Origin of the sequence: Mucilaginibacter sp. UYP27 (genome assembly GCF_040547175.1) — a bacterium.
Lineage (GTDB): Bacteria > Bacteroidota > Bacteroidia > Sphingobacteriales > Sphingobacteriaceae > Mucilaginibacter.
The window spans coordinates 603882-620743 of sequence record NZ_JBEPPE010000002.1 but is presented as its reverse complement, the minus strand read 5'-3'; the positions used below and the strand labels follow the sequence as shown (position 1 = coordinate 620743).

Here is a 16862-nt window from a genome sequence, read left to right as displayed (position 1 = left end):
TTAAATAGGTAAGGATTAACCGGTGATACCGTATTCTAAATTTATATATGGCATCTGCATGTGCTTATAAACAGGATTATTGAGTAATGAGTTTTAAATTGGGCGACTGATAACGTTTTTGCAACCACAGTTGTAGTTTTAGAGCATCCGCCTTATTTATGGGTTTTGCAAAACGGGCCAGGGCCACCCTTTGTGTATCTACCAATGTCGTATCCGGGTGCAATATGGCAATTCTATTAACACCGAATGACTGCATAGCCGGGTATAGCGCCTTCATTTCTATAAGCACTGCGCTATCTATATTAATTATTTTAGGCGCTATCGTAACATTATTTGTTTTTGGCTGATTGCTAAATACATCCTCGAGTATGCTGGCTTTTATTTGCGAAAGATCGAGCTGTTGTTTCGCATTTATCCCCTGCCGGATAAGTAATTTCACATTTCGCAATCGATAATTATTCATAAGGTGTTTAAGTGAATCTGTAACCGGCTTATCCAGCACAGCACCAATCAGCAAAAGGTTAATGGTCTTATTACTATTTGTGTACTTAAATGATTTAGACACTACCTGTGTGTTTTTGAAATTAAACTCCTGTTCAACAAATTTGCGGGCATTACTTTCAAATATACTTTTGTTAACAATGCCATAAGCCATGTAAACACTTGGTAAAACCGTCACTAAAACGATCACCACAAGGTACCTTGTTACTTTTTTCTCAACGCCGGGGTCTTCAAAAACCTTTTTGTGCATTTTTAAATACCTCGTTATTAAAAACGTGGCAATGGTAATAAATACGCTGTTAATAAAATAAAGGTAGATAGCGCCAAGAAAGAAATACCAGTTGCCCATGGCAAGGCCAAAACCCGCAGTGCACAATGGCGGCATTAACGCGGTAGCAATAGCCACACCGGGTATTACGTTGTTCTTTTCCTTACGGGATGCTGCCACCATACCCGCCATACCGCCAAACAAAGCGATAAATACATCCCATATTGACGGAGAAGTACGGGCAAGCAACTCTGACTGTGCTTCGTGAAGCGGGGTGACAGAAAAATAAATGGATGATGTTACAATACCTATAAAGGTGGCTATGAGCAGGTTTTTACCACCCTTTTTAACCATTTCCAGGTCATTGATGCCGATACCCAATCCAATACCAGTTATTGGCCCCATTATTGGCGATACCAGCATTGCGCCTATAATAACTGCCGTAGAGTTAACATTAAGGCCGATAGAGGCAATAAATATGGCAAAGATGAGCGCCCAAAGATTTGCACCACGAAAATCTATATTCTTACGGATCGAATAAATAATATCATTGTCTTCGGCCTTATCTTCCTGCAAATTGAACCTATGGGTTAAAAAATGCCTGATGCGGTGCAAAAAATCACTCATTATTGTTTTACGCTTTTAGCCTGCAGCCTTTTAGCAAATTTGCCTATGGTTAACCCTTGCACTAAAATAGAGAACACGACAATGATGTAAGTGATCAATACAAACTCATCGCGGTACATGTTACTGCTAAGAGAAAGTGCAAGTGCAACCGAAATACCACCTCTTAATCCCCCCCAGGTCAAAATAGCAATGGCATTATTTTCAAATTTTATCTTATACCTTAAAAGCATCACCGGGAAAATAACCGACAACCACCGGGCTAAAAGCACTATTAAAATAGTGATGCCGCCAATGATCATAACGGTCGAATTAATTTTGATGATCAGCATTTCTAGCCCAATAAGCAAAAACAATACTGCATTTAAAATTTCATCTATCATATGCCAAAATTTACCAAGGTAATCTCTCGTCTCGTCAGACATGCCCTCCTCTTTTGCTTTATTGCCGGTAATGATACCCGCCACCACCATAGCCAAGGGACCGGAAACTTGCAAATGCGATGCAAGTGTATAACCGCCCATAACAATAGCCAGCGTAATCAATACCTCTACCTTGTAATCATCAATAGACCGCAAAGCCAAAAAACCCAAATAACCAAGCACTGCACCAAATATTAACCCGCCAACAGCCTCTTGTAAAAAAAGCTTGCCAATATCAGCTGCAGAAAATTCGCCACCGGCAGATCGTGCTATTTGCGCGATGCTGATGAAGATAACAACGGCAACACCGTCATTAAACAGCGATTCTCCGGATATTTTTACTTCAAGCGAAGATGGGATTTTTGCCTGTTTAAGGATCCCCATAACTGCAATGGGGTCTGTTGGCGATATAAGCGAACCAAATAACAGGCAATAAATAAATGGGATGGGCATAGCAAACAACCGGAATAATAACCATGTCATACCACCAACTAAGGCTGTAGAGATGAGGATACCCATAGTTGCCAGCAACAATACTGGCCAACGTTCTTTTTTCAGTTTGCCTGCATCAATATGAATAGCCCCTGCAAAAAGCAAAAAACTCAGCATAAAATTCATCAGTATATCCTGAAAATCGACGGAGTTGGCTAACTGTATTGCCTTTGTAGATAGCAAGGATCGCGAGCTTCCTAACAAAACCAGCAGTACCGACGATATGAGCGACAAGGCCATGATACCAATAGTGGGCGGCCACTTTATAAAGCGGTGATTTATGTAGGCAAACAAGGCTGCCAATACAATGGTAATGGTAATTATTTCTCGGGTATCCATAAATATGTATAGTAAACTAAGCTAACCTGCAAAGCAGTTTAATAGCAATGTTGTTGCAAATCAATTTAATTTAGCTTGTTCTTTTTTGCTGCAGTTAGGGCATAGCCCCGATGCATAAAGCGTAAAAACCTGCGCCTCGAAACCAGCGGGCAGGGTAAGCTTTGGCATGTTTAATTCGTTAATACAATACACATTTTTGCACTGGGTGCAGTTAAAATGCAGGTGCTCGTCGTGGTGATGGTTCTCGCGGCAGTCCGAATGGCAAATCGCAAAATTAGCCGTACCGTTTAAGTCAAACACTTTGTGGATGATGCCTTTTTCTTCAAACGTGTTTAAAATGCGGTACAGGGTAACACGGTCAATATCGTTCATTACGCTCTCCAGGTCGGGCTGCGAAGTAGCCGTATTTTTCGAATACATCATAGACAGCACCCTTAACCTCGGCGCAGTTTTTTTAAGATTATGCTTTTGCAGCATATCTTCAAACTGATAGTTATTTTTTACTTGTGCCATTACAATTCAAATTTAACAAAAAAAGCGGTTAAGCGGCTTTATGGCTGTCATGCTCGTGCGGGTGCGCATGTTTTATATGGAAGAAACTATCCCCCGCCCTGCAGGTACCGGCATATTTATAATTGACAAAGTGCGCTGTAGCGATGGTGACACCGCCCAAAGGCACCACAATGGCCTCTACCCAACCCGTTGTAAAAAGGTGACCGATAATAATGATAAGGAAGCCCGCTATTAGCATTGCCAGCGGTAACACGCGGTGGTGCTCTTTAAAGTAAGAATTACCTATGGATGAAATGCCCACAACCAGCGCGATGATGATCATGATCCACTCTACCCAGGGGTTGGCCAAAAAGCCGAGGCCAAGTAAAGGCAAACTGGTAAAAAACACCGGCACAGCCGCGCAATGTATAGCACAAAGCGTAGACGCTGTCATTCCAATATTATCCAATTTAAATGCTTTTTTTAACGAAGCCATGCTGCAAAGATAATGCAAATGCAACATTATTGTATTTAGAATTGTTTATGATTTGTAAAGAGATTTTATGGGTGTCTCATGGTGTCCCACAGTGTACCGTTTTTTTATAAATGGAACAGTAGCTTATAATTGTTTAAACCATTATAATACAGAATATTCGTTATATTACATAAAGAAAAACTTGAGATAATCGTAAATTTTAATATTTCGTTATCTGTTGATTATCAAAGTGTTCCATTTTTTCTTTACACTTATCACAAAAAAACGGGACACCTTGAAAATTATTCATTTATCATCCGGTAAGCCTCCTCTGCCTCTACTCTTTCAATAACCTCAAACTTCTTCCCGGCTTGCTCATTGTAATTCTTAAAGAAGCTTTCCAGCTGATTGATAATAGCTTCTGGCAATTGCAACATCGTATTTACCTCGCTAAATAACTGCGATACAGTAGGCACAGCAAAATAGCGGTCGTTACGCATGGTGCTGCCATCGCGTTCGGTTTGGTTCACCTTTAAAGCGCCGATAATACGGCAATCCATACAGCACCCCGGGAAGGTGCTGATCTCGGAGATCACGATCACATCCAGCGGGTCGCCGTCGCCGCCTTTGGTATCAGGGATAAACCCAAAATCAAACGGGAACACCAACCCGGCAGGTAAAATCTTATTCAGTTTAAAGCATTTCAACTTAGGCTCGTAATCGTACTTATGGCCGCTGCCTTTAGGGGTTTCGATGATGATGGTAATGGGTTCCATTGAGAAATTATTTAGCGGATAACATTTGTCTCAATGATTGTGTTTGACCGGGATCAAGCGGATTGTACAGATGAGTAGGATTTTATCCTCTATGGAGACTTACTCAACGACTGCAAAGTACCTGTTGATGGAGAAAATTCTTAAAAATCGCGAAATCAGCTAAATCTGTTCAATCCCGGTTCAGGAATTATCGTATTTTTAAACCGCCAACATAAACTGATATGAAATATCTGCTGATAATACTTTTGCTGCCTGCCTTCGCGTGTGCGCAAACCCGTCCGTCTAACCAAAATCTGTTTGATACCATCCCCTTTATTCCCGAGCATACCACTCAAAGGTTACAAGAATTTAAAAAGCAACCTGTAACCAAAGGTGGCATCATATTTTTGGGCAACAGCATTACCGAGATGGGTAACTGGGCAAAACTACTTAACGACACCACCGTGATTAACCGGGGCATCGGCGGTGATATTACCTATGGCGTACTAAAACGTATCAACGATGTGATCATCCGCCAGCCTAAAAAGCTGTTTATATTGTTGGGAATAAATGATATCGGGAAGGACACCCCCGATTCGGTTATCGCATATAATTACTTTAAGATCATCAGGCTGGTAAAAACCGGCAGCCCTGCTACGAAAATTTATGTGCAAAGCATTCTGCCGTTAAATCCAACTGTCAAGAATTTCCCGCAACACTACGATAAGGCCGAGCATATCCCACGGGTAAATGCCATGTTGAAGGCGCGAGCTGCAAGTTTGGGTTATACTTACATCAACCTGCACCCGCTTTTCCTCGACAAACAAAATCGATTGATGGCCAAATACACTTACGAGGGCCTGCACTTAAAACCCCAGGCTTATGTGGTTTGGGTGGCTTACCTTAAAAAAATGAAATACCTGTAATACATCTATTAAAACATGACCAAAACTAAAGTTGCCATATTGGGCGCCGGGTTTATATCCGATATCCACGTAGAATCGTACCAGCGCTTTATTCCCGAGGCCGAAATAGTGGCTGTCTATGCCCGTAAAATTGATAAGGCCAAAGCCTTTGCCGGAAAGCACCACATCCCCGCATATTTTGATGACGTGGATAAACTGCTTGCCGAAACCGATTGCCAGGTGGTTGACATTTGCGTGCCTAATTACCTGCATGCCGTTAATACCATCAAAGCTGCAAACGCTGGCAAACACATTATTATAGAAAAGCCGCTGGCTGTTACCTTAGAGGAAGCCGACGAGATGATAGCCACCTGTAAAGTCAACAACGTAAAACTGATGTACGCTGAAGAACTTTGCTTCGCGCCGAAATATGAGCGTGCAAGGCAGGTAGTAAAAGAAGGTGCCGTTGGCGAGGTTTACATGCTTAAACAAGCCGAAAAGCATTCCGGCCCGCATACCGATTGGTTTTACGACATCAACCTTGCCGGGGGCGGTGTGCTTATGGATATGGGTTGCCATGCCATGGGCTGGTTCCGTTGGATGCTTGGGAATGCCAAGGTAAAAAGCGTTTATGCCACCATGAGTACGGTATTGCACGGCAACCGCACCAAAGGCGAAGACAACGCCGTAGTGATTGTTGAATTTGAGAATGGTGTTACCTGTGTTGCCGAAGATAGCTGGGCCAAACACGGCGGTATGGATGACCGATGTGAGATCTATGGAAAAGGCGGCGTTATCTATGCCGATCTGTTCATGGGCAGCTCTTCCCTTACCTACAGCAGGGAGGGCTATGGCTACGCGATGGAAAAGGCTGACACTTCTGCAGGATGGAGTTTTACGATATTCGAGGAGGTGTTTAACCAGGGCTACCCGCATGAGTTAAAACATTTTATAGAGTGCGTACGCGAAGATAAACCCCCGCTGGTGACCGGCGAAGACGGTCGCGCTGTGCTGGAAATGCTTTACGCGGCATACGCATCTGCCGGCCAGGGTAAGAAAATAAACCTGCCGTTCACCCCTAAAGTTGACCGCCCTATTGACCTGTGGCTTAACGCAAAACAAGATTAGATCATGAAAATATCAATATACGATACCAACGACGAAATGTCTAAAGCGGCCGCCGAACTGGTTGCCAAACAATTGGCCGAAAAGCCGGCTTCTGTAATTTGTTTCCCATCGGGCGATTCTCCTACCGGGATGCTGGGCTATATTGTGCAATGGGCAAATGAGGGCAAGATAGACTTGAGCCAATCCTTTTTTATTGGTTTAGACGAATGGGTGGGCATGGACGAGAACGACCAGGGCAGCTGCAAATACTACCTAAAGCATAATTTTTTAGATAAGCTTGATATCAAGCTAAACAATGTTACCCTATTTGATGCCAAGGCAGATGATCTGGATGCCGAGTGCGACCGCATGAACAGCTTTATCAGCAGCAAAGGCGGACTGGATATCATGATGGTAGGTATCGGCATGAATGGCCACCTGGGGTTAAATGAGCCCGGCACACCGTTCGACCTGTATGCTCACCGTTCCCAACTCGACCCGATAACCGTACAAGTTGGTCAAAAATATTTCACCAAAGAAACCCCGCTAACCGAAGGTATCACCCTCGGCCTTAAACATCTGGCGGAAGCCGACAAAGCCATACTGATCGCGTCAGGCGCTAAGAAAGCAAATATTATCCACGAAAGTTTACAGGGCTTGGTTGGTACGGAAGTCCCGGCATCCATCCTGCAAACGCTGTCTAACGCTCATATTTTGCTTGATAAAGAGGCAGCATCAGAACTGGAGCACGCTTCCTGATATGAGCGATAAGCTTAAGCAAATCAGGCAGGCGCTGCAAAACACTCCCACATTGTTGGCCGGCAAAGAAGTCGCCGCCGGCTTTGATGGCTTTGTAGATTCTATTGTAAAAGTGGTGAACTATAAGAGCGCTGATAGCACGGTATACTTCCGGACCATCGGCGAGTTCGGTGGTTACATTAGCAGTAAAAGCGGCTCGGGTTTTAGTTTAGAAAGCGAAGAACTGGTACAAAAACTTGGCGGTAATATGCCTATTATGGCTAACGCCCTTGCTGGCACAGGGATCGGCGTAAATTGTGTTGGGGCCTTTGGCGTGCCTAATATCGCGCCCGCATTTACCGGCATGCATGCTAATTGCACTTTGCATAGCTATACCAATCCCGGTTTTACAACCGCCATGGAATTTGCGGACGGCAAGATCATGCTGGCACAAATGACGGACCTGAACCATGCCAACTGGGATACTATTAAACAAATCATCGGCCTGGAAAAACTCAAAGAGGTTTTCGCTAACGCGGAGCTTATCTGCCTCGTAAATTGGAGCGAACTTGACCACAGCAACAGCATGTGGCAGGGTTTGTTAGATGATGTGTTACCGGGCACATCTAACCCGAAGCAATTCTTTTTCGACCTGTCGGATTGCTCTAAACGTAGTGCGGAAGCTATCACGTCAGCCATCAAACTCGTCAGACGGTTTGGCAATTATGGCGAAGTAACGCTTAGCCTTAACCGCAACGAGGCTGGTATCCTCTACAAAACATTTGTTAATGATGCAGTTTCTGCCGATGTGCAAGCTATTGGCGACAGACTTTTCGCCACGTTGAACATTCGAACGCTTATCATCCACAATTCTAAAATTTCAATTGCATGGGATGGCAATGGCAGTTATATTTCCGAACCTGATTTTATTGCTGAGCCAAAGATTTCTACCGGTGCAGGCGACAATTTTAACGCGGGTTATTGCCTGGCTATCTTATTAGGGTTAGAGGCTGAAGCGGCATTGATAATGGCTAATGCGACATCTAACATTTATATGAATACCGGCGAAAGCCCGGGGATTGCGGAATTACTTCAATATTTCAATAAAGCTTGATAGTCTATTTACCCCGTCCCGATAGCTATCGGCTTCGCTACGCTGGTCCACCCTCTTTGCTGCGTAAAGAGGGTGAAGAGATTTTTATTAACCTCTTTGCGCGCAACGAAGAGAAGGTCGCGCACGCAGTGCCGCAGGGTAAGCAAAATTCTTCGTTTTCCAGATAAATTATCGCATCTTTAGGATACCAAAATTATAAACTTTCATGTCAGCAAATTCTACGGATAAAGGTTTGGGTGCAACGGCAACCAACACTTTTGACGCAATCGTTATCGGATCGGGCATTAGCGGCGGCTGGGCTGCCAAAGAACTCTGCGAGCAGGGATTAAAAACGCTCGTTTTGGAGCGTGGCCGCGATGTAAAACATTTAAAAGATTATTCTACAGCCACTACCCCGCCATGGGAGTTTCCTTACCGTGGCCGTATGAGTTTAAAACACAACAAAGAAAATCCGCTAATTACCAAAGCAGCCGGCTATGGCGACGACTGCGACCACTTTTTTGTGAAAGATGCCGACCATCCTTACGTGCAAGAAAAACCGTTTGATTGGATCCGCGGGTATCAGGTTGGCGGAAAATCGCTTACCTGGGGGAGAGCCACCCAGCGTTGGAGCGAGTTTGAATTTACAGCGCCCGAGCGTTTTGGCTACGGCATCGGCTGGCCCATCGGTTATAAAGATGTTGCCCCGTGGTACTCGCATGTAGAAAAATTTATAGGTATCTGCGGCAGCAAAGACGGATTGGAGGCTATGCCTGATGGCGAGTTCCAGACCCCGTTTGAGATGAACGTACCACTGCAACACATTAAGCAATCGTTAAAAGATAACTATACCGACCGCCATCTGGTACATGCCCGCTGGGCCCACCTGACCGACCCGCAACAGGTACACCTTGATCAGGGCCGCGGCAAATGCCAGGCGCGTAATATGTGTATGCGCGGATGCCCGTTTGGCGGGTATTTCAGTTCGGTTAGTTCTACACTGCCCTGGGCGCAAAAAACTGGCAACCTTACTATCCGCCCACACTCGGTTGTGCATTCTGTTATTTATGATGAACAGTTAGGCAAGGCAACCGGCGTGCGCGTCATAGATGCCAACACTAAAGAAGTTATCGAATACCACGCAAAGGTGATCTTCATAAATGCCTCGGCTTTAAATACCAACCTTATCCTGCTCAACTCAAAATCAAAAAGGTTCCCTAACGGTTTGGGTAACGATAGCGGGATGCTGGGTAAATACATCGCTTTCCATAATTACCGCGCCTCAGTTTCGGGAACGTTGGATGGCCACCTTGATAAGTACTATTTTGGTCGTAACCCAACGGATCTTATCCTGGTGAATTACCGCAACCTGCATAAACGCGATACCAATTATTTTGGCGGTTACACTACCTTCATGAATGCCTACCGCGACCAGCACTCCAACGATAGCGAACAGGGACAGGTTGGCGCACAATACAAAGACGACCTTTGCGAACCGGGGGGCTGGCATGTATTTGCCTACCTGCAGGGCGAAACTGTACCTGTAGAAAGTAACCACGTCCGCCTCAGCGAAAATGAAAAAGATCAGTGGGGCATTCCATTGCTGGTAACATCAGTTGAGTATCACCCCAACGATGACCTCATGATCGAAGATTTTCTGAATACAACTGCCGAAATGCTGGAGAAAGCGGGTGTAAAAAACATCAGCAAATACAACAATAAGCAGTCGCCGGGGTTAGATATCCATGAAATGGGCGGTGTGCGCATGGGTAAAGACCCAAAAAGTTCATTACTAAACGCAAACAACCAGCTGCATGCCTGTAAAAATGTATTTGTAACCGATGGCGCCTGTATGACCAGTACCGGTAACCAAAGCCCATCTATACTTTACATGGCACTTACTGCAAGGGCGGCCACGTTTGCTGTTAACGAGATAAAAAAAGGTAACCTGTAAAAATTATCAATGAGAAAACTGAGCTTTATATTATTGGCAGCTATCGCGATAAGCGGCTGCAAAGGCAAAAGGGCCGCAAACTACCAGGACAGTATAAATGCATCAACAGAAAAACCCGGCGAATGGATAGATCTTTTGGCCGATACTACAATGGCTGGCTGGCATACTTATGGCAAAGGCGCTGTGGGTTCATCCTGGAAATTGAAAGATGGCGAGCTGCACCTTAATGCTTCTAAAAAAGCCGAATGGCAAAGCGCGGGTGGCGGCGATATTGTCACTAATGACGAATACGAAAATTTTGATTTGAAGGCGGAATGGAAGATAAGCCGCGCGGGTAACAGCGGTATTATGTTTTATGTGCACGAGGACACCTCCAAATACAAATACCCATGGCAAACCGGCCCCGAAACGCAAATTGCGGATAATTTAGAGAATGAGGATGGCAAACTTATTAAACACCGTGCAGGCGACCTGTACGATATGATGTCGATAGATAAAGAGATAGTAAACAAGGCAGGCAGCTGGAACAAAACCGAGGTGATAGCCAACAAAGGCAAACTTACCATATTGATTAACCACGAAGTTGTTTTGCAAACCAGTATGTGGGATACCAAATGGAACAAATTGATAGTCGGCAGCAAATTTAAAGAGTGGCCGGGCTTTGGCACTTATAAAAAAGGCCACATAGCCCTGCAAGACCATGGCGCAGATGTATGGTTTAAAAACGTCGAAATAAAGAAACTCTAAAAACAGATTGATACACAAAGCCTTCCCTGCCAGCACGGAAGGCTTTGCTGTTTTATAAAGACAGCGGGTAACAGTTTTCTATCAAAAACATTTTATCTTACCAGATTATAAATAACCAATTAACAACATCTTCGATACTATGCGCCTATTTCAGAACATACTGATTGGTACTTTTTTATCCCTTTCTTTTACTACAAAAGCCGCTACGCCTGCAAAAGCAATTAACTTACGTGCAGAATATCTGGTTAACCCAATTGGTTTAGATAACATGCACCCCCGTTTAACCTGGATGCTTAACGACAATCGCCAGGGTGCTAAACAAACCGCTTACCAGGTTTTTGTGGGGATGGATTCGGTAGAAGTTAGTCGTGGTAACGGCGGCGACTGGGCATCGGCCAAAACAACTTCATCAAATATATTAGCTACTTTTAACGGCAAAGCCTTGCAGCCCTTTAAAAAATATTACTGGAAAGTGGATGTATGGGATAAAGATGGCGTAAAGGCTGCCTCATCGGCAGTAAGCAGCTTTGAAATGGGCATGCTAAAAATGACCAATTGGAAGGGCACCTGGATAGGCGACGAGCAGGGCGTAAATGTAAAACCCGCCCCTTACTTCCGCACTACGTTTGGTACGGGTAAAAAGGTAAAATCGGCAAGGGCTTATATTGCTGTTGCGGGTTTGTATGAACTTTACATCAATGGCGAAAAAATTGGAGACCACCGTTTAGACCCGATGTACACCCGTTTTGACAGGCGTACCTTATACGTAACTTACGACGTTACCAAAAACATTATAGCCGGGAAAAATGCCATCGGCGTATTGCTAGGTAATGGTTGGTACAACCACCAAAGCACCGCTGTTTGGGATTTCGACAAAGCATCATGGCGCAACCGCCCAACTTTTTGTTTGGATTTGAGAATCACTTATGAGGATGGCACTTTTGAAACCGTACGCTCGAGCGAGCAATGGAAAACAAGTTTTAGCCCGATTACTTTAAACAGCATTTACACCGCCGAGCATTACGACGCCCGCCTTGACCAACCCGGCTGGAATACCATCAATTTTGATGATGCCAAATGGAAACCTGCTTTTGCCCGCCCTGTGCCATCACAAAATGTAACCGCGCAGGCCCTGCACCCCATTCGCAATGTGGATGAGATCCCTACAAAAACGATGACCAAGATGGATGATGGTGCAATCGTTTTTGACCTGGGCAGGAATATCTCGGGCGTTACTAAATTCACCGTAAAAGGTAAAGAAGGTACGGTGATTCGCCTTAAACATGGTGAAAGACTTTATAAAAATGGTCACGTAGACTTATCTAATATCGACCTGCACTACCGCCCTACTGATGATAAAGACCCGTTCCAGGTTGATATTTTTACGCTAAGTGGCAAAGGCGAAGAAACCTTTATGCCTAAGTTTAATTATAAGGGCTTCCAGTATGTAGAGGTTACCAGCAGCGAGCCTATAGAACTGAGCACAAAAAGCCTTACCGGGTATTTTATGCACAGCGATGTGCCGCCAATAGGCAAGGTAAATTCATCAAATCCAACCATTAATCAGATCTGGTCGGCAACGAATAATTCGTACCTGAGCAACCTTTTTGGCTACCCTACCGACTGCCCGCAACGCGAAAAGAACGGCTGGACGGGTGATGCGCATATAGCAGCCGAAACTGGCCTGTACAACTTTGACGGCATTACCGTTTATGAAAAATGGATGGCAGACCACCGCGACGAGCAGCAGCCAAACGGTACGCTGCCATCTATAATCCCTACTGCCGGCTGGGGTTACGAATGGGGCAACGGGCCGGATTGGACCAGTACCATCGCCCTTATCCCATGGGATATTTATATGTTTTATGGCGATACCAAAGTGCTGAAAGATAACTATGAAAATATTACCCGATATGTAAACCACATTAATGACCTATACCCTACCGGCCTTACCACCTGGGGACTTGGCGATTGGGTGCCTGTAAAATCGGTATCACCTGTCGAGGTTACGTCAACAGCTTACTACTTTGCGGATGTTACAATCGCGGCTAAAGTCGCGGGGATATTGGGCAACAAGGCCGATCAGCAGAAATACACCGCGTTAGCCAATAAAATAAAGAAGGCCTTTAACGACAAATACCTTAATGAACAAACCGGTAATTACAACAAAGGCCTGCAAACAGAACTTGCTGTACCGCTTTACTGGGGCATGGTACCCGATGCCTACAAAGGTAAAATTGCAGCGCGTTTAGCAGCGCGTGTTAAAGCAGATAACTTCCACCTGGATGTGGGGATCTTGGGCGGCAAAGCTATTTTAGGTGCTTTAAGTGATAACGGTTACCCGGATGTTGCCTACAAAATCGCATCGCAGGAAACCTATCCGTCATGGGGTTGGTGGATGGTGAATGGAGCAACCACCCTCTACGAGAATTGGAACATTGATGCCAAGCACGATATATCTTTAAACCACATTATGTTTGGCAATATAGGTGCATGGTTGTACAGCGGCATTGCAGGTATTAAGCCAGATGAAAAACAACCCGGTTTTAAAAATGTGGTCCTACAGCCAAATTTTGTACCCGGTTTAGAACAGTTTACGGCAGAGCATGAAAGCCCATACGGCAAAGTTATTTCCTCGTGGAAGCGCACCGGCGACGCCGTGGAATATTCCGTTACCGTACCGGCTAATACATCAGCAGATATTACTTTTCCCCTTAGCGGTGGTAAAAAGGCGTCGTTAGCTGGCAGAGCAGTTGCAGGTGTTTACCATATAGGTGCGGGGAGTTATACGTTTACTATCAAATAATTTGTCATCCTGAGCGATAGCGAAGGATCTATTATTGAACTTTGCATGACGTGAATGCATGGTGGCGAATAGATACTTCACTACGTTCAGCATGACAAGGGGATTTGACTTTCTTCGGATCTTCGGATCTTCGGACTGCGGACTTCGCTGACTTAATACTTACCTTTACACTATGCCCAATAGCCTAATATTAACCCTTGATGATATCAAACGGCTTGTTGATACCTTCTACAATCGCATCCAGTCTGATGAATTATTAGGGCCGGTATTTAATGAGCGGATAAAGGACAATTGGCCCATCCACCTCGAAAAAATGTACCGCTTTTGGCAAACCGTTTTACTGGAAGAATATACTTACAACGGCAGCCCGTTCCCGCCACATGCGCAGTTGCCTGTAGGGCCGGAGCATTTTACCCAGTGGCTGGCCTTGTTCACCCAAACCGTGGACGAACTTTTTACAGGCGATAAAGCAAACCGAAGCAAAATGGCGCGCCGGCAAAATGGCCGAGATGTTTCAACATAAGATCGCTTATTTGAAAAATAACCCGTTGAATATCGTTTAGGCTGGGTTTTAAACTACAACGTTTCTACCTCGTTCGGATGCTTAGGCTGCCAGTAGCCATAATAATAAACCAAGCAAAATACGCCAAGCATAAATGGGATTATAGCGAGCTGTTTATACGTTATTGTGCCATAAACGCGGTGCCCGTCGAAACCCATAAACTCGCTTATCATCCAGTAAGAATTTGCGCTGATCCAAAAGGTGATAGCCAGGTTGTGGCAAAGTTCGGATACCATATCGCGGGTGCGGTAGGCTATCATTATCGAAATAAACAATGTCGGGATTATCATTACCAAGCCTAGCGGTTTCCACAAAAGGCACCAGCCGATATCTTTAAAAAGCCAGAAAACGATGTGCAGGTTTTCCATCCTGCGGTATTTTAGGGGAATAACGTATTGCGACATTGTACTGCTAAAATAATAAATTATTTTATTGCCATACGGCCTATTTAAGCCAGTCGTACCAGTTTTTGATATGGTATTCGTAACCTAAATACTTGTTGTTATTTATGCTTGATATAATTTTCCACTCCTTTAGTTCGGGCAAAAACTCCGGCGCATCCAATCCTGCCCTTGCGGTAGCTTGGGTATAAAATTCAAGTTTGGGAGGATGGTGTGGTGTGCAGGCATTAAGCGTATAGCCAAAGGCATTTTTATCAATTACAGTAAGTGTAAAGCCAACACAATCCTGTTGATGGATCATATTTACAGGTGCTAAACCATTAGGGATTTCTTTCTTCCCTGCGAAGAACCTACCCGGTTCGCGGCCTGGCCCAATTAACCCACCAAAGCGGATGATGGTAGTTTTAAAAGCTGCTTGTTGCCTAAAAAGTTCTTCCGCCTCAAATAGTATCAGTCCCGATGGTGTGTTCGGTTTGGGGTCGCTTAGCTCATTTAGTTCCAGGTTTTGGTCGGCATAAACACCGGTGGAGCTGATGAGGATAATCTTATTTATTTTATTTATTCCGTGCTTCTCAACAACATTGATAACGTTTTTCAACTTCGGCACATAATCCGCCCCTGCGCCCGAGCGGGCTTTTGGCGGTATGGCAATTATCAATACATCACAGGCAAAAAAACCGGGGTCATATTTAAGTTGATCTGCTGACAGATCGATAAGATAGGGTTCAATACCCGCTTCTTTTAAAACATGTAATTTCTCTGGCGAGGTGGTAGAACCCTTAACGCGTGTACCACGTGCAACAAGCGCTTTGGCAAGTGCCAGTCCGTACCATCCGCAACCCAAAATACTAACCGTCATATTAGGGCTAAGATAAGGAGCGTGAACCGAACGCTAAAACAAAAACCAATGTTATATTTGTGCATGGATACTCCGCAAACTTTACCCGTTTTAACCGATACCGAACTACGTGTGCTTGGCTCGCTAATGGAAAAAAGCAAAACCACACCCGATTATTACCCCATGACGCTTAATGGCCTTACCGCTGCCTGCACCCAAAAAACAGCACGCCGCCCGGTGGTTGATTATGACGAGAACACCGTAATGCTTGCGCTGGATACACTAAAACGAAAAGGATTGATAAGTACCGCAACAGGTGGCAGCAGCAGGGCTACCAAGTACAAACACAATTTTGGCATAGTGTTCCCGGTTATACCATCAGAAGTTGCGGTGATTTGTTTGCTGATACTGCGCGGACCGCAAACCCCGGGCGAGATCAACACTAATTCGGGCAGGTTGTACGAATTTGAGGACCTGGACGAAGTACAGGCGATGCTGGAGAAACTGGCTACCGGCGAAACCCCGTTTGTAATACAATTACCCAAACGCCCCGGCCAAAAAGAAATGCGCTACCGTCATCTGTTAGGCGGGACAATTACAGAAGACGACACGCAAGATGAACCGAGCCGCCGTGCAAACACATCTGAACTGGAAGAACGCCTAAGCAAGGTAGAAACCGAACTGGCCGAATTGAAAGAAGCATTTGATAAGTTGATGAAAGAGCTTAGTTAATGTGATGAGTGGAATTATCGTCGTTCAATTTTCGTTCTATCCGTTTATCGGGTACCAACCAGATCAGCGCAACAACAAAATACATCAAAAAAGCGATCCACGAGTGGATGAATGACACTGCGATAGCAGCGGCATAGATCCCGGTAGAGACCTTCCCTTTGGTATCATTACCTACGGCATGGGCTAAAACGGAATTTTCGCCATGATGCTTAACGAGTAGATTTACTAAAATGCCATAGGATATCGAACTCATAATGAGCACCGCCCCATAACAAATAACGGGTACCTGGGCAAAATGGTTCTCTCCCATCCATGCCGTTACAAATGGCACCACCGACAACCAGAATAGCAGGAACAAATTAGCCCATAAAATAGGCCCGTTAACAGATTTTGCCGCGTGCAATAAGTGATGGTGGTTATTCCAATAAATACCCACGTAAACAAAACTCAACACGTAGCTCAGAAATACCGGACCGAGATGGCGCAGGGCCTCCCAGCTGGCATCGTGCGGCACTTTAAGTTCCAGCACCATAATAGTGATAATGATCGCGATTACCCCATCGCTGAATGCTTCTAAACGTCCTTTACCCATATTGTATTTATTGTATCCC

General features: G+C 44.8%; 17 protein-coding genes. 9 read left to right on the top strand and 8 right to left on the bottom strand.

Going from position 1 to position 16862, the window contains the following annotated elements:
• Positions 1-76 precede the first annotated feature (76 nt).
• From ABIB39_RS10720 to ABIB39_RS10700, 5 genes are all read right to left on the bottom strand, one after another.
• A complete protein-coding gene (locus tag ABIB39_RS10720; RefSeq protein WP_354429797.1) occupies positions 77-1396 on the bottom strand; it encodes a TIGR00341 family protein in 1320 nt (439 codons plus the stop codon).
• The gene (locus ABIB39_RS10715; protein WP_354429795.1) at positions 1396-2646 is read right to left on the bottom strand and encodes a cation:proton antiporter; all 1251 of its coding nucleotides are present in this window, start codon (positions 2644-2646) and stop codon (positions 1396-1398) included. Before ABIB39_RS10715 ends, ABIB39_RS10720 begins: the two co-directional genes overlap by 1 nt.
• A 60-nt stretch (positions 2647-2706) precedes the next feature.
• Positions 2707-3159: a Fur family transcriptional regulator gene (locus ABIB39_RS10710; protein WP_354429793.1), complete on the bottom strand. Its 453-nt coding sequence runs from the start codon at positions 3157-3159 to the stop codon at positions 2707-2709.
• Between the two features lie 28 nt (positions 3160-3187).
• Positions 3188-3634 (bottom strand): MerC domain-containing protein, encoded by a 447-nt coding sequence (locus ABIB39_RS10705; RefSeq protein ID WP_354429791.1) that lies wholly within the window; start codon positions 3632-3634, stop codon positions 3188-3190.
• Positions 3635-3915: 281 nt separating this feature from the next.
• Positions 3916-4389, bottom strand: a complete 474-nt coding sequence (locus tag ABIB39_RS10700) for an inorganic diphosphatase (protein WP_354429789.1) — start codon at positions 4387-4389, stop codon at positions 3916-3918.
• 221 nt (positions 4390-4610) lie between these two features.
• Between ABIB39_RS10700 and ABIB39_RS10695 the strand changes: the two genes are divergently transcribed.
• The 8 genes from ABIB39_RS10695 (at position 4611) to ABIB39_RS10660 (ending at position 14241) form a co-directional block, all read left to right on the top strand.
• Complete coding sequence (locus ABIB39_RS10695; protein WP_354429787.1) at positions 4611-5294, top strand: GDSL-type esterase/lipase family protein; 684 nt, start codon at positions 4611-4613, stop codon at positions 5292-5294.
• A 15-nt stretch (positions 5295-5309) separates the two neighbouring features.
• Positions 5310-6401 (top strand): Gfo/Idh/MocA family protein, encoded by a 1092-nt coding sequence (locus ABIB39_RS10690; RefSeq protein WP_354429785.1) that lies wholly within the window; start codon positions 5310-5312, stop codon positions 6399-6401.
• Between the two features lie 3 nt (positions 6402-6404).
• Positions 6405-7139, top strand: a complete 735-nt coding sequence (locus ABIB39_RS10685; RefSeq protein WP_354429783.1) for a glucosamine-6-phosphate deaminase — start codon at positions 6405-6407, stop codon at positions 7137-7139.
• 1 nt (position 7140) lies between these two features.
• Positions 7141-8232 carry a hypothetical protein gene (locus ABIB39_RS10680; protein ID WP_354429781.1) on the top strand — a complete coding sequence of 364 codons (1092 nt, stop codon included), beginning with the start codon at positions 7141-7143 and terminating at the stop codon, positions 8230-8232.
• Between the two features lie 205 nt (positions 8233-8437).
• Entirely contained in the window at positions 8438-10165 is a 1728-nt protein-coding gene (locus ABIB39_RS10675; protein ID WP_354429779.1) for a GMC oxidoreductase, read from the top strand.
• A gap of 9 nt (positions 10166-10174) precedes the next feature.
• On the top strand, positions 10175-10912 hold the full coding sequence (locus ABIB39_RS10670; protein ID WP_354429777.1) for a 3-keto-disaccharide hydrolase: 738 nt from the start codon (positions 10175-10177) through the stop codon (positions 10910-10912).
• Positions 10913-11051: 139 nt separating this feature from the next.
• Positions 11052-13718 carry an alpha-L-rhamnosidase gene (locus ABIB39_RS10665; protein WP_354429775.1) on the top strand — a complete coding sequence of 889 codons (2667 nt, stop codon included), beginning with the start codon at positions 11052-11054 and terminating at the stop codon, positions 13716-13718.
• Positions 13719-13890: 172 nt separating this feature from the next.
• Positions 13891-14241 carry a group III truncated hemoglobin gene (locus tag ABIB39_RS10660; protein WP_354429773.1) on the top strand — a complete coding sequence of 117 codons (351 nt, stop codon included), beginning with the start codon at positions 13891-13893 and terminating at the stop codon, positions 14239-14241.
• A gap of 53 nt (positions 14242-14294) precedes the next feature.
• Here ABIB39_RS10660 and ABIB39_RS10655 read toward each other — a convergent pair whose 3' ends face one another.
• Both ABIB39_RS10655 and ABIB39_RS10650 read right to left on the bottom strand, forming a co-directional pair.
• Positions 14295-14684, bottom strand: coding sequence for a hypothetical protein (locus ABIB39_RS10655; protein ID WP_354429771.1), 390 nt, complete (start codon positions 14682-14684; stop codon positions 14295-14297).
• Between the two features lie 40 nt (positions 14685-14724).
• Positions 14725-15540: an SDR family oxidoreductase gene (locus ABIB39_RS10650; protein ID WP_354429769.1), complete on the bottom strand. Its 816-nt coding sequence runs from the start codon at positions 15538-15540 to the stop codon at positions 14725-14727.
• Between the two features lie 63 nt (positions 15541-15603).
• On the opposite strand from ABIB39_RS10650, the gene ABIB39_RS10645 reads away from it, so the two are divergent.
• Positions 15604-16251 carry a YceH family protein gene (locus ABIB39_RS10645; protein ID WP_354429767.1) on the top strand — a complete coding sequence of 216 codons (648 nt, stop codon included), beginning with the start codon at positions 15604-15606 and terminating at the stop codon, positions 16249-16251.
• Here ABIB39_RS10645 and ABIB39_RS10640 read toward each other — a convergent pair.
• Positions 16244-16843: a TMEM175 family protein gene (locus tag ABIB39_RS10640; RefSeq protein ID WP_354429765.1), complete on the bottom strand. Its 600-nt coding sequence runs from the start codon at positions 16841-16843 to the stop codon at positions 16244-16246. The two genes, ABIB39_RS10645 and ABIB39_RS10640, sit on opposite strands and share 8 nt — an antisense overlap.
• Positions 16844-16862: the final 19 nt, after the last annotated feature.

Excerpts from the sequence above, each read along its gene's own strand:
- ABIB39_RS10645 (WP_354429767.1), top strand. The coding sequence starts at position 15,604 with ATGGATACTCCGCAAACTTTACCCGTTTTAACCGATACCGAACTACGT.
- ABIB39_RS10660 (WP_354429773.1), top strand. The coding sequence starts at position 13,891 with ATGCCCAATAGCCTAATATTAACCCTTGATGATATCAAACGGCTTGTT.
- ABIB39_RS10655 (WP_354429771.1), bottom strand. The coding sequence starts at position 14,684 with ATGTCGCAATACGTTATTCCCCTAAAATACCGCAGGATGGAAAACCTG.
- ABIB39_RS10680 (WP_354429781.1), top strand. The coding sequence starts at position 7,141 with ATGAGCGATAAGCTTAAGCAAATCAGGCAGGCGCTGCAAAACACTCCC.
- ABIB39_RS10695 (WP_354429787.1), top strand. The coding sequence starts at position 4,611 with ATGAAATATCTGCTGATAATACTTTTGCTGCCTGCCTTCGCGTGTGCG.
- ABIB39_RS10650 (WP_354429769.1), bottom strand. The coding sequence starts at position 15,540 with ATGACGGTTAGTATTTTGGGTTGCGGATGGTACGGACTGGCACTTGCC.
- ABIB39_RS10705 (WP_354429791.1), bottom strand. The coding sequence starts at position 3,634 with ATGGCTTCGTTAAAAAAAGCATTTAAATTGGATAATATTGGAATGACA.
- ABIB39_RS10640 (WP_354429765.1), bottom strand. The coding sequence starts at position 16,843 with ATGGGTAAAGGACGTTTAGAAGCATTCAGCGATGGGGTAATCGCGATC.
- ABIB39_RS10675 (WP_354429779.1), top strand. The coding sequence starts at position 8,438 with ATGTCAGCAAATTCTACGGATAAAGGTTTGGGTGCAACGGCAACCAAC.
- ABIB39_RS10715 (WP_354429795.1), bottom strand. The coding sequence starts at position 2,646 with ATGGATACCCGAGAAATAATTACCATTACCATTGTATTGGCAGCCTTG.
- ABIB39_RS10670 (WP_354429777.1), top strand. The coding sequence starts at position 10,175 with ATGAGAAAACTGAGCTTTATATTATTGGCAGCTATCGCGATAAGCGGC.
- ABIB39_RS10710 (WP_354429793.1), bottom strand. The coding sequence starts at position 3,159 with ATGGCACAAGTAAAAAATAACTATCAGTTTGAAGATATGCTGCAAAAG.
- ABIB39_RS10690 (WP_354429785.1), top strand. The coding sequence starts at position 5,310 with ATGACCAAAACTAAAGTTGCCATATTGGGCGCCGGGTTTATATCCGAT.
- ABIB39_RS10665 (WP_354429775.1), top strand. The coding sequence starts at position 11,052 with ATGCGCCTATTTCAGAACATACTGATTGGTACTTTTTTATCCCTTTCT.
- ABIB39_RS10700 (WP_354429789.1), bottom strand. The coding sequence starts at position 4,389 with ATGGAACCCATTACCATCATCATCGAAACCCCTAAAGGCAGCGGCCAT.
- ABIB39_RS10685 (WP_354429783.1), top strand. The coding sequence starts at position 6,405 with ATGAAAATATCAATATACGATACCAACGACGAAATGTCTAAAGCGGCC.
- ABIB39_RS10720 (WP_354429797.1), bottom strand. The coding sequence starts at position 1,396 with ATGAGTGATTTTTTGCACCGCATCAGGCATTTTTTAACCCATAGGTTC.